The sequence below is a fragment of the Janthinobacterium glycogeni genome, assembly GCF_051380725.1.
In the GTDB taxonomy this organism is placed as follows: domain Bacteria; phylum Pseudomonadota; class Gammaproteobacteria; order Burkholderiales; family Burkholderiaceae_D; genus Janthinobacterium.
Window position 1 is genome coordinate 139,597 of sequence record NZ_JBNYXP010000001.1, and the last position, 14,341, is coordinate 153,937.

Genomic DNA, 14,341 nt, shown 5'->3' on the forward strand with positions numbered 1-14,341 from the left:
GAACTATGGCGCGGCGGGCCGCTCAAAGGAAAAGCCAGGCGCATACGCGTGATAACCATCGAAATCGCCCTTGCCGATGGCCGCGCCGGCGCTGCGGGCGATCGCATACGCCATGCTGAAGTGAAAGTAGAAATTCGGCAGGATGTACAGATTCAAGTACTCATCGGCCGGCAGCGCGATGTCGGCAAAGCCGGCGCGGTCGCGGCAGATGCGCTCAGGCGGCCCGTCGAAGCGCTCGGGGGGGATGGCCTGGAGGTAGTGCATGGTCTGCGCGATCTGTTGCTGCAGGCTGGCGGCGGCGCTGAAATCGGCCACCTCCAGCCCCGCCAGCGGGCAGCAGCCGCGCAGGGAAAAACTCACGGCCGCGCGCACCTGCTGGGCGAAGGGCAGCATGTTCGGGTGCAGCCGCGCCGCCAGAAGCTGCGGCGCGGTGCCGGTCTTGTCCAGCATGGACGACAGCTGCGCCAGCGAGCGGCAAAAGATGGCGGCGGGGTGAATCGGCATCGCGTCCGTCATGACAAGCCCTCCTGTGCGGCGACCTGCTTCAGCACGCGGATCAGCCGGCGTTCATGGCGGCCCACGGCGGCCCAGTCCCAGGCGTCGGTCGGGCCGAACGCCGGGTAATGGCGCTGCCATTTTTCCGCGCGCTTCTGCGAATTGGCGCCCACATGCGACGCCAGGCCCTTGCCGCTGGACAAACGCAGGTAGACGCGGATGACGCCCCAGCCTTCGCACACATAACGGTAGGTGAGGCCGCCGCACTGGGCCGGATCGAGCGCGATACGGTGCGAGGCAAAGTGTCCGCCCATGTCCGGGTAATGGACGGCCAGGAGCACCTCGCTGGCGCCTTCGGCCTCCAGCCTGGCGGCATACGCGCACAGCTCGGCAGGCGAGTGGAAATGCAGCGTTTCCCGTTCCGCCTCCGAATACGCCTGCGCCACGGCCGCGCCGGGCCTGGCAAAGATCGCCTCGGCCATGGCCGCGATACCTGCTGTTGATAATCCCACTGTGCCTGCCTTTCCTGTTGCCTGATGGTTACGCCATGCGCCGCCATCCTAGCATGGCGTCAACGCCGATGGCGGCTGAAAAATTCCCATATCACCTCATTCGCATCGATGGCGCGCGTGGTCTTGCCGATCGGCAGGCCAACATTAAAAGCGTCGGCGCCGGGCCACGTGTGGCCGCCGTCCTTGACGGTGACCAAGGCCACGCTGGCGCCGCCGGCACCACTCTCCTGCTCCAGCCAGTTCACTTGCGTGGCGTCGCCGGCAGGCCCGGGAATCAGGCGCGGCTGCGGCGCGGCGCCGTCGATGCCGTTGTGCCTGCGCCAGTAGGCAAACGTGTCGTCGGCCGACAGGTAGCTGGCCGCCTTGCCCTCAAACAGCACGACCTTGTCAGCCGTGCCCTGCATCAGCAGCATGCCCACCTTCTCCGTCTGCTTGTGGTGCTGCAGCACCGGTTCCGGCATGGGCGCCCCCACCGAGGCGACGGCGGCGAACTGTTGCGGCAACTCGGCTGCCAGGCGCAGGGCAAAGAAACCGCCGCGCGACAGACCCGTCGCATACACGCGCTTGTCATCGATGCGGTAATCCTGCTTGAGTTTGCTCAATATCGCCTGCGTAAAACCGACGTCATCGGTGCCCGCCAGGTAATCCATGCCGAAGCCCACGTTCCAGTCGTGCTTGATGCCTTGCGGATACACAACGATGAACCGGTGCCGCTCGGCAGTCTTGTTCATCTGCGTGTACAGCATCTGTTCCGCCATGCTCATGCCGCCGCCATGGAAATTGAAGACGACGGGAAACGCTTGCTGCGGCGCCTGGTTGTAGGCGGCGGGCGTATAGACGATGTAGCGGCGCTTTTCCTCCTTGTGGACGAGGCTGCTCACTTGCGCCAGCGCGGGGATGCTGGTGCACGCCAGCACCAGCAGGCTGATAAGAAATTTCATGCGGTTTTCTCCCTTAATCAAGAGCCTGCAGCTTATGCAAGCGCCGGTGAAATCGCGGTGAAATCTCCCTGCTTTTTATCGCCTCAGGAGCGGAAGAATGTCGACGCGGTAGTAATCCTCGCCCGCATGGAAACGGATATCCCAGCGCATGGCCTGCGTCACGCGCCCCAGCAAACTTTGTCCATGCGCAAATCCCTGGATGCGCCGTGGCTGCCCCGCCTGCACGGTATTGCTGATGCTCAGGCAACCTTGCGCATACGCGATGCGGATGCGGCAAGCGGGACCGCCATGGAACAGGGCATTCGCCAGGCAGTTATTGAGAAGCAACATCGTCAGTTGCGGATTGCCGACGACATCTAAGCGCTCGGGCAAGTCCAGCGCCAGCAGGCTGGCGTCCCAGCGGTATTCGTCGAGCAGGCGCAGCAGGCATTGCTCGATACAGCCGCGCAACTCCACCACGTCACCCGGCAACTGCTCGGCCCGCGCCAGCGCGAACAGCACCTCGATGGTGGCGCGCATCTCGTCGACACCCTGGCGCAGCTGCGCCTGCCCGTCTGCCGCCAGGGGCTGCGCGCCGGCCAGCGCCAGGCTGTTGTGCATCAAGGTCAGCGGCGTGCGCAGTTCATGGCTGACGTCGCGGGCGAACGCCTGTTCTCGCCGCAACACCGCTTGCAGTTCGGTAAACGTGGTTTCCAGGCGGCGCGCCAGGAAACCGATCTCGTCGGGGCGATCGCGCTCGCTGAAATGGACGGCGCCGCCCGGCGCCAGCTGGCGCGCTTCCCGGGCCAAACGCTGCAGGGGCAGCACGAGGCGCCGCGCCAGCCAGTACGCCAGCAACAAGGCCAGGGAGATCAGCGCCAGCGCCACGCCAGCGACGACACCGCCCACCTCCCGCACCAGGCGCTGCACCACCAGCAAGGGCGCCACGTCGGCCAGCAGATACGCGCGCCGCGGCTGGCCGGCGGCAACGAGGTCCAGCGCCAGCACGTGATAATGCTGGCCCGCCGTCGTAAACACTTCCCCGCGCGGGGCAGACGGCGACACTTGCGCGCGGACGGCTTGAGGCAAGTCAAGGTAGCGGCCATAAACCGTGATGAGGTCGCTGCCAGACGGCGTAAGCTCACCGTACTGGCGCAAACGCTGGCTGACCACCGCCGCTTCGCGCTCGAGCAGGCGCTGCACCAGCATGTCTTCCGTCACATAGGCGATCACGAGCGCCAGGCCCGTGTAGCACAGGCACAGCAGGACGGTGAAGCCGGCCAGGGCCGCAAACAGCCGGTGTCGGATCGACTTAGCCATCGCCGGCCGCCGCATCGAAGGCCAGGCGGTAGCCCAATTGCGGTATGGTCACGAGCACGCCCGCCGCACCGGCCCCGCCAACCAGTTCCAGCTGCTTGCGCAGCGCGTAGATGTGCGATTTGAGCGCGTCGCTGTCGGGCGGCTGGCTGCCCCACAGGGCTTGCAGCAAGGCCGAGCGCGACACGGCGTGCGGATGTTCGCGGCACAGCAATAGCAGTATCTTGAAACCCGTCTGCGTCAATGGCAGCGGTACGTCGCCGACCAGGGCGCGCCCTGCGCGCGTCTGCAAGGTGAACGGCCCCACGCGCATTTCCTGGTGCACGTGCAACTGCTGCCGGCGCGCCAGCGCTTCGCAGCGCAAGGCCACCTCGCGCAAGTCGAAGGGCTTGGTCAGATAGTCGTCGGCGCCGTCGCGAAAGCCGCGTGCCTTGTCTTCATAAGCGTCGCGCGCCGTCAGCATCAGAATCGGCACATTGCTGGGCGCGCCCGCCTTGATGGCGCGGCACACCTGCAAGCCATCGATGTCGGGCAGGTTCAGGTCCAGCAGCACCACGTCATAAGCGTTGCGCGTGGCCAGCGCGACACCAAGCGCGCCCGTGCCCGCATGGTCGGTCTGCCAGCCCAGGCCGTCGAGGAAGTCGAGCACCTGGCGCGCGATGGCCAGGTGGTCTTCCACCAGCAGGATGCTCAAGGGAGCTTTGCTCATGGAATACCGGCGATACGTGCATACAGCCAGAAGTTGCCCGATCTTCCACGGATTTGCCGATAGCTGCGCAAATAGCCTTCTCGCTCGAAAGCGCAGCGTTCGAGCACGCGCAGTGAACGTGCATTGCTCTCCAACACAGTCGCCTGGATGCGCAGCAAGCCCAGGCGCTGGAAACCCCAGTCCACGACAGCATTTACGAGGGACGTGGCCACGCCCCGCCCCCACACGCCAGGAGAAAGATCGTAGGCGATTTCGGCCGTACGGTGCTGCGGGGAAATCGCATTGAAGCCGATGGTACCTACCAGCTGGCCGCCTTCGCGCAGCACCACGGCCAGCCGAAGGGATGACGCCGGCTGAGCCGATGCATAATCATCGAAATTGGCCTGCAGATCGTCGATGCTGCGCAAGTCCCAGCTCGTGTGTTCGACGACGGCAGGGTCGGCCAGGTAGGCATACCAGGCGGACGCGTCGCTGCGTTCCAGCGGGCGCAAGGCCACCAACGGATGGGCAACAGCAGGTAAATCAACAGCGTGCATTGCTTTGCATCCTCCTCAGGCTAGCGGGCAATCGGCGGCCAGCCAGGCGGCGAAATCATCGGCGGCCCACTCGAAATCGTCGCGCTGCATCGAGCCATGGCCCACCAGGTACACGGCGCGGTCGCTCCCGTCGAGGGCCAGCATGACGGCGCGCCCGCCGCTGTCGTCGCCGATAGTGAGGTAGCCGGGGCAGGACTGCTGCGTGTCATATGTTTCGTTGCGTTCCATCAAACTCTCTGCCCCGTACAGCAATACCTGCTCGCCGCGCATGCCTTCCTGCCCATCCTGCAGAAAACGCAGGTAATGCGCCGGCAAGGGGGCGCCCAGCCAGCGTTCAAGCGCGTCGATCGCTTGCCCGTTCACGCTACGCCCTTGCGCCGCGCTTCCCACTCGCGCCGCAGCAAGCCGTACAGTGCCGAGTCGCTGACGTGGCCGCCCACGATCCAGCGTTCAGGCAAAAAGCCTTCCCTGTTAAAACCCTGACGCTCGAGGGCGCTGGCCGAGCCGGCGTTGAGCGGGTCGATATCGGCTTCCAGGCGGTTCAGGTCGCGCTCGACGAAGGCGTATTCGATCAGCGCCGACAGCGCTTCATGCATATAGCCACGGCCCCAGTGCGGACGCGCCAGCGCATAGCCGATCTCGGCACGGCGGTTCTGGCGGTGCACGGAAAACAGCGTGCAGCTGCCCAGATATTCGCCCGTCTGCCGCAGTTCGATGGCGAAGCGGAAGAACTCTTCATTCTCAAAGGCGGCGCTGTCCTCGGCGATCTGGCGCGCCGCGCGGCCGGCATCGTCCCAGGGCGGTTCGCTGAAATAGCGCATCACTTCGGGATCGGCATGCATGGCAAACAGGGCCGCCTCATCGGATGGCTGCGGCTTGCGCAGGATCAGGCGTTCGGTGGCGATGGTCTTGCTGTAGGTCATGGCGCTCCAGTCTGGCGGCAAACGGACGAATGCTTATTATTCCATGCAACTATAACGAAGTGGCAATTTTGTGACGGTGCTTTTAATGTAATATGGCAATATTTTCGACCATATCATTGATGCAACTTCATGATCTGCTCATGCACGTAGTAAAACACGCAGCCAACCCCGAAGCCGACCATGTCCATCCCTAAAATCCACCTCACCATGCCGCTTGCCCTCGGCGCACTGGCCGTCTGGCTGGCCTTGAGCATGGGCGGCCGCTGGCTGGAATCCGCCGGCTACGCCTTGCCGGGCGCAGCCGTCACCGGCCGTATCGGCCTGGCATGGGCACTGGCAGCCCTGTTCGCGCTGGCGTTGCTGCTGGCATCCAGCGAGCGCCGCGAAGCGGGCCTGTGCGCGCCGCAGCCATGGAAAAGCACGTGGCTGGTCTGTCCGCCCCTGCTGTATGCGCTGCTGATGCTGGTGCTGGCCTGGGCCGGCGGCTGGCCGCAACCGCGCGTGCTGCTGATCGTCGCGTGCAATGCGGCGCTGGTGGCCATCTCGGAGGAATTGATGTTCCGCGCCATCTTGCTGCAGGGTATGCTGGACCGCTACGCCGTCTGGCCCGCCGTCCTGATGTCCTCTGCACTGTTCGGCCTGGCCCATACGGCCAACGGCCTGGGCACTGGCGACGTCAGCGGCGCCCTGTGGCAAGCCGTGGCCGCCACCCTGCAAGGCGTCGGCTACGCCGCCATCCGCCTGCGCACCCGCTCCATCTGGCCCATGGTGCTCGTGCATGGACTGTGGGACTACGCGCTGGTGACGGCCACCTTGCCGAACCCGGCCGAGGACGGCGCGTCGATCCTGCCGTACATCGCCCTGCTGGCCGTGCTGCCCTTGTGCCTGTACGGCGTCTACCTGTTGCGCCCCAGCCAGCGGGCGGCCATATCTCAACTGCAACGATAGGAACAGACATGGCGTTTTTTTCACGCGAGTACGAAGTATTCCTGCTGCTGGCCGCGCCCGATGCGCCGCCGCTGTGGGAAGCGGCGCAATGGACGCCGTTTGCCGCCAGCCTCGACGGCCTGATGGCGCAAGCGCGGGGCAAGGCCGGCGTGCGCAGCCATCAATACAATCCCAAGGGCAAGCCGATTGCCTTTGGCCGCCTGGGCTGGGATGCCAAATCGCACGCGAAGTGGACGCACACGCCGGCCACGACGCAAGCGCGCTTCATGAGCCTGGAAGCATGGGCGCCCACCTGGACCAGCTGCGAAAAGGACGACCAGGCGCCCGACGTGTTCCTGGCCCTGGCCAATGAATCGCTGCTGGGACTGGCCGGCAAATCCCTGCAATTCGGCCAGCGCCTGGTGTGCGCCATCGCCACGGACATGGGAGCGGACGCCGCTGCCACCTTGCAGGCAGCGCTGGCGCAACTGGCCGCGCAGCAAGACGCCGTCGTCTTCGCCCGCAGGCAACGCCAGTGGGGCAGCGCCTCTCCCTACGGCGGTTTCACGGATGCCATCCAGGATATGCTGATCGGCGGCCTGTTCCGGCAAGACGACCCGCATGCGCACCCGCTCGATGACGCCACGTTCCGCGAAAAGTGGACCTTGCTCGACCTCCCCCATGCATGAACGGACTCCCATGCCACGCCTGACCTTCGCCATCCTGCTGTGCTGCAGCGTCCATGCGGGCGCCTTCGAACTGAGCGGCACCATCCGCAGCAACGGCCCGCCGCTGCCGCAAGCCATCAGCATCGTTGCCGAGCGCATGCACGGCGAGCAGCAGATACATGGCACGGTCGAAAATGGCCGCTACCGCATTGATGTGCCGGAAGGCAGCACACTGGCACTGCTCCTGCAATCGCCGGGCTGGGAAGCGGAACCCAAGCTCATCTTCAGCGCGGCCACGGCGGGCGCGCTGGACTTCCTGCTGTATCCGGCCGCGCTGCCCGAAGCGGCGCTGGCGCAGGAATTGCGGACCATGGAACAGGAAGACCAGGCCGCGCGCACGGCGTGGCCGGCAACGGGATCCGATGCGCAGGCACGCCGGCGCATGCGCGAGACGGACGACAAAAACGAAGCGCGGCTGCGGCAAATCATCGCCAGCAAAGGCTGGCCCACGCAAACGATGGTCGGCTACAAGGCGGCGGGCAGCGCCTGGCTGATCGCCCAGCATGGATCAAGTGCCTTCCTCAAAAGCAGCCTGGTCCTGATGCGCGCAGCAGCGGCACGGGGAGAGATCACGCCTTCGAAGCTGGCACTGGCGATCGACCGCGACTTGTGCAGCGACAATCAGCCGCAGCTGTACGGCAGCCAGTTCCAGACTGGCAGCGACGGCAAGACGGCCCCCTGCCCCATCGATGATCCGCAGCGCCTGGAGCAGCGCCGCGCCAGCATGGGCATGGAACCCTATGCGCAATACCGGCAGTTATTCGAACAGGACAATTGACAACGCCATCGACCGCATGGCATTGTTGCTCCATGCAATCGATACACCGCCCCCTGCCCTCCATTATTGCCGCCATTCCAACGAGGGTGGCTGGGCAGGAATGAGATTGCCAAAGCCGCCTGCAAGGCGGCTTTGATCTGCAACAAACAATCAAGACGTCTCGCAGGTTTTAGTTTTCACTTTCAGCGAGCGACCATGCACACCACTTCCGGTACCACCGTTCCCACCACGCCCACCCTGCACCTCGTGTGCGGCAAGATTGCCTCGGGCAAATCCACCCTGACCGCCCGGTTGGCCAGCGCGCCGCATACCGTGCGCATCAGCGAAGACAGCTTGCTGGCGCAGCTGTATCCGGGCCAGATCGCCAGCCTGGCCGACTATGTGGCGTGCGCGGCGCGGCTGCGCGCGGCCATCGCCCCTCTGGCCCTGCAGATGCTGCGGGCGGGCGTGTCCGTCGTGCTCGATTTCCCCGCGAATACGCCGGCCAGCCGCGCCTGGATGCGCGAACTGTTCCAGCAGGCGGGTACGCCGCACGTGCTGCATTACCTCGACGTGCCGGACGAAGAATGCAAGGCGCGCTTGCGCCGGCGCAATGCCAGCGGGCTGCACCCGTTCTCCACCAGCGACGCGCAATTTGATGACATCACGCGCCACTTCGTGCCTCCGTCAGCAGAGGAAGGCTTTGATATCGTGCGGATTGCCGCTTAAAACGTCCCCGGCAGCAGGATCTTCTTGTCCACCTGCTGCAGGTCGCGCAAGCCGCAGAAGGCCATCGTCAAATCGAGTTCATTGCGGATGATGTCCAGGCACTTGGTCACGCCCGGCCCGCCCATGGCGCCCAGGCCATACAGGAACGGGCGGCCGATGTAGACGCCCTTCGCACCCAGCGCCACGGCCTTGATCACATCCTGGCCCGAGCGGATGCCGCCGTCCATATGCACTTCGATCTGGCTGCCGACGGCGTCGACGATGGCGGGCAAGGCTTCGATCGACGATTGCGCGCCATCGAGCTGGCGCCCGCCATGGTTCGAGACGATCAGCGCGTCGGCGCCGCTTTCCACTGCCAGGCGCGCGTCTTCGGGGTCCATGATGCCCTTGATGATCAGTTTGCCGCCCCAGCGTTGCTTGATCCATTCCACGTCCGCCCATGACAGGCTCAGGTCGAACTGCTGCTGCGTCCAGGCCGACAGCGACGACATGTCGGAGACGGACGTGGCGTGGCCGACAATGTTGCCGAAACCGCGGCGTTTCGTGCCCAGCATGCCGGCCACCCAGCGCGGCTTGGTGGCCATGTTGAGGATGTTGGGGAGCGTGAGTTTCGGCGGCGCCGACAGGCCGTTGCGCAAATCCTTGTGGCGCTGGCCCAGCACCTGCAAGTCGAGGGTCAGCACGAGCGCGCCGCATTTCGCCGCCTTGGCGCGGTCGATCAGGCGGTTGATGAATTCGCGGTCCTTCATCACGTACAGCTGGAACCAGAACGGTTTCGTCGTGTTCGCCGCCACGTCCTCGATCGAGCAGATGCTCATGGTCGACAGGGTGAACGGCACGCCGAAGCGCTCGGCCGCCTGGGCCGCGAGGATTTCGCCATCCGCATGCTGCATGCCCGTCAAGCCCGTGGGCGACAGGGCCACCGGCATGGAGACGGCCTGCCCCACCATGGTCGAGGCCAGGCTGCGGTTTTCCAGGTTGACGGCCACGCGCTGGCGGAATTTGATCCTGGCGAAATCGCTGTTGTTGGCGCGGTACGTCGATTCCGTCCAGGAGCCGGAATCGGCGTAGTCGTAAAACATGCGCGGCACCCGTTTCTGGGCCAGCACGCGCAAGTCTTCGATGCAGGTGATGATACTCATGCGTTTCCTCGGTCGATGGCTAGTCGGACCATGATCGTGCATTTGCCGGCAATTGTCTATCCGGCAGGCAATGCCGCCGGCGCCGACGCCACGCTTACCAGTCGCGCGCGCCGAGGATCTTCTCGCCCAGTTCGCTCAAGCGCGCCTGCGGGTAGCGCAGCTGTTCCTTTTGCTCGGGGTCGCCGGGAAACGCATACCCCTGTGGCGCGCTGCGCTCGCGCCAGCTTTGCACGCGCCAGTCGCGCAAGGCTTGATTGTCTTCCTGGGCGGGCGTAAAGGAAATGTATTGCGCCAGGCGCACCTGGTCCGTCGACGTGTTCGGGCGGATGCCGTGCGCCAGCAGGCTGTTGAAGATCAACAGCTCGCCCTTTTTCATGGCGATGAATTCCATCGGGTACGGCACCGTCGCCAGGTCCGGCTGCCACGGGTTGCGGTCCAGCGGCACGGTCTTGCGCCACGCCAGCAAGTTGTTGAACAGTTCCGGATAGCACTGGAAACCGCCGCTCTCGGGCGAGGTGTCGGACAGGGCCAGCACGCCCTGCACGTTGACGGGCAGCGGGTCGAGCGTGGTGTCCGCGTCCCAGTGGATGAAGCCGCCAAACTTGCGCTTGCCGTTGTTCGGCGTGTTCAGGTTGGCGCGGTCGATCGTCACCCACAAATCCTGACGGTCCCAGATGTCGACGAAGGCGTCGTAGACACGCTGGGTCTGGCGGTTATCCCACAGCGTCTGGTTGTGATAGGCCTCGACCATGCCGGAACCGTTGAGCTCTTTCATCGCGTGGTCGCGCAATTGCTCCCGGTTCCAGGTGGCGGGATCATGCTGGTCGAGTCCCTGGAATTCCCACAGGAAATCTGTCGTGCGCCGCACCTGTTCCGGCGTCACCGCGTCCTTGACGATGACGTAGCCATAGGTTTGCCAGTGCAGGAAATCGCTGGCGGACAGCACGCGCAGGGGCAGCTGCTTGCGGATGTCGCGCAACTGGGTCTGTTCCGTGTAGGCCACGGACGGATTGCCGGGACGGTCTTCGCCGTATTGATATCGATCTTCTTGCATCGCTGTCTCCTGTGTTGGTGTGAGACAGATTGTGCGATGCCTGCGTCCGCTGAAATGCGCGCTGAGCGGCCAATACTGATACTATCCTGACTATTCATACGCTGCAAACGTCACAATGACGCCTTTATTTGAACAAGTCACGATCCCGACGGGCCACTCCTGGGGCTTGCTGTGGCGCGAACTCGATGCCATTCCCTTCATCTGGCACTACCACCCGCAATTCGAGCTGACCCTGACGGTGAATGCGCGGGGGCAGCGCTACATCGGCGACCACCTGGGCGACTTCGAACCGGGCGACCTGGTGCTGCTTGGGCCGAACCTGCCGCACACGTGGTCGGCCAGCGAGCGCATCGACAGCCGCCAGCCGATGCTGGCCGTCGTCGTCTGGTTTTCATTGGAGTGGCTGGAGCGGCTGGCGGCCTGCTTTCCGGAGTTGCACAGCTTGCGGCAACTGGCGGCCCGCGCCGGCCCGGCCCTGCATTTTTCAGCGGACACAAGCGCGCGCTGCGCGGCCAGGCTGCTGCAACTGAATGCCCTGCCCGTGCCGCAGCGCCTGCCGCTGCTGCTCGACGTGCTGCTGGACCTGGCGGGCGATACGGGCGCGCGGCCGCTGGCCTCGACGGCGCAGGCGCCGCTGCCCGATGGGCAGCAAAAACGCATGGCCGGCGTGTTCGATTTCATGCACGCGCATTTCCGGGAAGAGATCGCACTGGAGAGCCTGGCGCAGCGGGCGGCCCTGTCGCTGGGCGCGTTTCACCGCTGTTTCAAGCGCCACGCGCATTGCACGCCGGGCGAGTATCTGGCGCGGCTGCGCATCGGCCGCGCCTGCCAACAGCTGATCGAGAGCAATCTCGCCATCGCCGTCATCGCGCAAGAGGCGGGCTACCGCAACCTCGCGCATTTCAACCGCCAGTTCCGCGCCGCCAAGCACGTCACGCCGCGCGCGTTTCGCCTGCAATACCGGCGCGGCGCCAACGACCCATCCTAAATCCGTTCGGAAACGAAAAAGGGGGTCAGATTTTACAATCTGACCCCCGATATTCTGGTGCGGCTGGCAGGAATTGAACCCACGACCCCTTGGTTCGTAGCCAAGTACTCTATCCAGCTGAGCTACAGCCGCCTAAGACAAGATTATAGCAGGGCTTTGCAGAATGGCAAAGGGCGTGGCGGCGATATTTCACAATTGACGCCCTCCCCCGGTTTGTCAGCAGTCGCCCCGCTCACTTGCATTCTTGATCACATTGATTTTCTGATTGCGGCGCAAAACCGACACGCTGATGACTGATTGGCCATTATTAATGCATCCAAGAAAAATAAATTGCAATTCATGGAAAACTTTGAGAATGTTTACTGGCAGTAATTCCAAAAAAATACCAAGGGGATGTCATGAAAATAAACTTGCATAAATTGCCTCTGGCCGCCGCCTGCGCGGCCGCCCTCCTTCTTGCCGCCTGTGGCGGCGGCAGTAGCAGCAGTCCCGCCGACCCGGTTCCGCCCGTCGCGCCGCCGCCGGAAACGACGCTCAGCGGCACTGCCGCCGTCGGCGCGCCCATCTCGGGCAGCGTGGTGGCCATCGACAGCAAGGGCAAAGTCTCCACGGCGGTCAGTACCGGCGCCGGTGGGGCATTTACGGTCGACGTGGCCGGCATGACGGCGCCGTTTTTCCTCAGCATCACCGGCTCGTCCGGCGGCAGGCAGGTGACGCTCAATTCCATCGCCACCGCGGCGGGGCAGACCGTCAACATCACGCCGCTGACCGATCTGATCGTCTCCACGGCGTCGGGCCAGCCCGGCGGCACGGCCCTGGCCGCCGTCTGCGCGCCCGTCGCCAATACGGTATCGGCCGCCTGCACCTCGGCCCTGGCCAATGCCGCGACCCAGCAACGGCTCGATGCGGCCGTGGCCGCCGTCGTCGCCATGATCAAACCGATTAATACCGGCAATACCAATCCGCTGACGGGCGCCTTTGTTGCCAACGGCACGGGCATGGACGCCGTGCTGGACCAGATCCTCGTCGCGCCCGCGGAAGCGCAGGGCGCCATGGCCACCGTTACCCTGATTGCCACCAACAGCGCGCTGGGCAGCGTGACCCTGCCGGCCGCCGCCGGCGGCGCGCCGACGATACCGGCAGCGACGCCGCCATCGGACGCCGACCTGACCAAGGCGACGGCCGCGGCCACTGTCTTGCCGGAAATCCGCGCCTGCATGGCCTCGCTCAGCGCCCTGTATCCGAAGACGGGCTTCGTCGTGCCGTCGGCGGCGGCCGTGTCGCCGTTCATCGACAGCTCCTTCAACATGGGCGCGGCGGTGGGCAAGGCTGAAATCCTGGCCGCCCTGACCAGCAAGGACCAGGCCGCCCACGCGGGCCTGACCATCGAAGCGCTGGGTTTAGCGGGCGTGGACATGCAGCCTTTGAGCTCGGGCGAGATTGCCACGCTGACGTCCGCGAGCAGCACCTCGACGACGCGCGTCGCCGACTTCATCGGCAATCGCCTCGGTGCCGGGGCGACGGCCATCGCCTTCACCTCCGGCAAGCCCAGCAGTGCATGGGTGCAGTTGCGCATCGGAACAGATGCGGGCATGCTCAACTGGAAGCTGGTCAAGACGGGCGACACCAGCGGCTGCGCCGGCGGCTGGAAGCTGGCCGGCAGCGGCCACCTGGACATGCACATGAATGCGCGCATCCAGCGCAGCGTCGATACGGCGGGCACGGCCAGCTTTGCCCGAGAATGGGCTGCCCACGTCGAGCTCGACACCGTGCTGCAGGAAAATCCGGCCGTCAACAAGATCGACGTACGGGGACCGGGCCTGACGACGTTCGGCGACTTCCAGATACCGGGCTCGGCCGGCAGCAAACTGCAGCTGATCCTGCCGGCCACCGGCTACACCCACATGCGGGTGGCCGACAGCAATGGCGCCGCCAGCTCTTTCTACAATAACGCGGAAGCCATCCAGAGCTGCCAGGACCTGGCCAGCCTGCCCGCCAATACGCCGGGCCTGGGCGCGGGTACGGCTTGCATCGACGAAACGAAAGTGGCGCCTGGAAAAATCTACGTGTGGACCCTGAAAACGCCGAATGGCGCCGTCAGCGCCTTCCCGTTCCAGATCAATGCCGTGCCCCTGTCGAAAGCGTTTGCCAAGGCCAACCAGGCCAGCCTGTTCGCCACGCTCACCAGCATCACGCCGGCGAAACTGTCGTCCATCCCGGCCGCCGCCCTGCTCGATGGGGCGGTGACCTTCAACTATACGCAGTCGGCCACCTACGGATCGAAAATGGATAATTGCGGCCTGTACTTGTTCAATGGCGCCACGCCGGTGCTGAACGCGGAGCAAAATGCGGTTGGACAGGAAACCTCGTGCACCTTCACGACCTCGGGGCTCAATGCGCTGGCGTCGAACGCGGCAGACCCGGCGCAGGCGGGCGCCTCGCTGTTCAAGTTCACCGGTCCCGTGACCAGCGGCGGACTGTGGGTGACCACCATCGTCCTGGGCAACCAGGCGTCGTCGGGCCAGCCTTATCCGAATTGACGGGGCCCGGCCACTGCAGCGCGCCGCGATGGGGGCGGCGCGCTGCAGGCTTGCCTTTCGGGCG

At 64.9% G+C, this 14,341-nt stretch carries 16 protein-coding genes and 1 tRNA gene; 6 read left to right on the top strand and 11 right to left on the bottom strand.

From position 1 onward, the window contains the following. Positions 1-3: 3 nt before the first annotated feature. The 8 genes from ACQ4W4_RS00630 to ACQ4W4_RS00665 all read right to left on the bottom strand — a co-directional run bounded on the left by ACQ4W4_RS00630 (position 4) and on the right by ACQ4W4_RS00665 (position 5,412). Entirely contained in the window at positions 4-516 is a 513-nt protein-coding gene (locus ACQ4W4_RS00630) for a DUF1993 family protein (protein WP_436540370.1), read from the bottom strand. Continuing rightward, positions 513-1,007, bottom strand: a complete 495-nt coding sequence (locus ACQ4W4_RS00635) for a hypothetical protein (RefSeq protein ID WP_436540371.1) — start codon at positions 1,005-1,007, stop codon at positions 513-515. The genes ACQ4W4_RS00630 and ACQ4W4_RS00635 overlap by 4 nt, the downstream gene beginning before the upstream one ends. Positions 1,008-1,066: 59 nt before the next feature. Next, complete coding sequence (locus ACQ4W4_RS00640) at positions 1,067-1,948, bottom strand: CE1 family esterase (protein ID WP_436540372.1); 882 nt, start codon at positions 1,946-1,948, stop codon at positions 1,067-1,069. Between the two features lie 75 nt (positions 1,949-2,023). Next, on the bottom strand, positions 2,024-3,247 hold the full coding sequence (locus ACQ4W4_RS00645; RefSeq protein ID WP_436540373.1) for a sensor histidine kinase: 1,224 nt from the start codon (positions 3,245-3,247) through the stop codon (positions 2,024-2,026). Beyond that, entirely contained in the window at positions 3,240-3,953 is a 714-nt protein-coding gene (locus ACQ4W4_RS00650; protein ID WP_436540374.1) for a response regulator transcription factor, read from the bottom strand. Before ACQ4W4_RS00650 ends, ACQ4W4_RS00645 begins: the two co-directional genes overlap by 8 nt. Then, a complete protein-coding gene (locus tag ACQ4W4_RS00655; RefSeq protein WP_436540375.1) occupies positions 3,950-4,489 on the bottom strand; it encodes a GNAT family N-acetyltransferase in 540 nt (179 codons plus the stop codon). Before ACQ4W4_RS00655 ends, ACQ4W4_RS00650 begins: the two co-directional genes overlap by 4 nt. A 15-nt stretch (positions 4,490-4,504) precedes the next feature. After that, positions 4,505-4,852: an SMI1/KNR4 family protein gene (locus tag ACQ4W4_RS00660; RefSeq protein ID WP_436540376.1), complete on the bottom strand. Its 348-nt coding sequence runs from the start codon at positions 4,850-4,852 to the stop codon at positions 4,505-4,507. Further along, complete coding sequence (locus ACQ4W4_RS00665) at positions 4,849-5,412, bottom strand: GNAT family N-acetyltransferase (RefSeq protein ID WP_436540377.1); 564 nt, start codon at positions 5,410-5,412, stop codon at positions 4,849-4,851. The genes ACQ4W4_RS00660 and ACQ4W4_RS00665 overlap by 4 nt, the downstream gene beginning before the upstream one ends. Before the next feature lie 180 nt (positions 5,413-5,592). Here ACQ4W4_RS00665 and ACQ4W4_RS00670 point away from each other — a divergent pair, with 180 nt between their 5' ends. From ACQ4W4_RS00670 to ACQ4W4_RS00685, 4 genes are all read left to right on the top strand, one after another. Continuing rightward, positions 5,593-6,360, top strand: a complete 768-nt coding sequence (locus ACQ4W4_RS00670) for a CPBP family intramembrane glutamic endopeptidase (protein WP_436540378.1) — start codon at positions 5,593-5,595, stop codon at positions 6,358-6,360. A gap of 8 nt (positions 6,361-6,368) precedes the next feature. Then, positions 6,369-7,028, top strand: coding sequence for a hypothetical protein (locus tag ACQ4W4_RS00675; RefSeq protein ID WP_436540379.1), 660 nt, complete (start codon positions 6,369-6,371; stop codon positions 7,026-7,028). A gap of 10 nt (positions 7,029-7,038) precedes the next feature. Continuing rightward, positions 7,039-7,845, top strand: a complete 807-nt coding sequence (locus ACQ4W4_RS00680; protein ID WP_436540380.1) for a DUF6624 domain-containing protein — start codon at positions 7,039-7,041, stop codon at positions 7,843-7,845. 195 nt (positions 7,846-8,040) lie between these two features. Continuing rightward, positions 8,041-8,553, top strand: coding sequence for a P-loop nucleotide/nucleoside kinase family protein (locus tag ACQ4W4_RS00685; RefSeq protein ID WP_436540381.1), 513 nt, complete (start codon positions 8,041-8,043; stop codon positions 8,551-8,553). On the opposite strand, the gene ACQ4W4_RS00690 is transcribed toward ACQ4W4_RS00685, so the two are convergent. Beyond that, the gene (locus ACQ4W4_RS00690) at positions 8,550-9,695 is read right to left on the bottom strand and encodes an alpha-hydroxy acid oxidase (protein ID WP_436540382.1); all 1,146 of its coding nucleotides are present in this window, start codon (positions 9,693-9,695) and stop codon (positions 8,550-8,552) included. The two genes, ACQ4W4_RS00685 and ACQ4W4_RS00690, sit on opposite strands and share 4 nt — an antisense overlap. Before the next feature lie 94 nt (positions 9,696-9,789). Continuing rightward, positions 9,790-10,749 (bottom strand): phytanoyl-CoA dioxygenase family protein, encoded by a 960-nt coding sequence (locus ACQ4W4_RS00695; RefSeq protein ID WP_436540383.1) that lies wholly within the window; start codon positions 10,747-10,749, stop codon positions 9,790-9,792. Between the two features lie 115 nt (positions 10,750-10,864). Here ACQ4W4_RS00695 and ACQ4W4_RS00700 point away from each other — a divergent pair, with 115 nt between their 5' ends. Continuing rightward, entirely contained in the window at positions 10,865-11,737 is an 873-nt protein-coding gene (locus ACQ4W4_RS00700) for a helix-turn-helix domain-containing protein (protein WP_436540384.1), read from the top strand. Between the two features lie 55 nt (positions 11,738-11,792). Here the strand turns inward: ACQ4W4_RS00700 and ACQ4W4_RS00705 are convergent. Further along, positions 11,793-11,869, bottom strand: a tRNA-Arg gene (locus ACQ4W4_RS00705). A 278-nt stretch (positions 11,870-12,147) separates the two neighbouring features. Here ACQ4W4_RS00705 and ACQ4W4_RS00710 point away from each other — a divergent pair. Next, positions 12,148-14,277, top strand: coding sequence for a hypothetical protein (locus ACQ4W4_RS00710; protein ID WP_436540385.1), 2,130 nt, complete (start codon positions 12,148-12,150; stop codon positions 14,275-14,277). Positions 14,278-14,341: the final 64 nt, after the last annotated feature.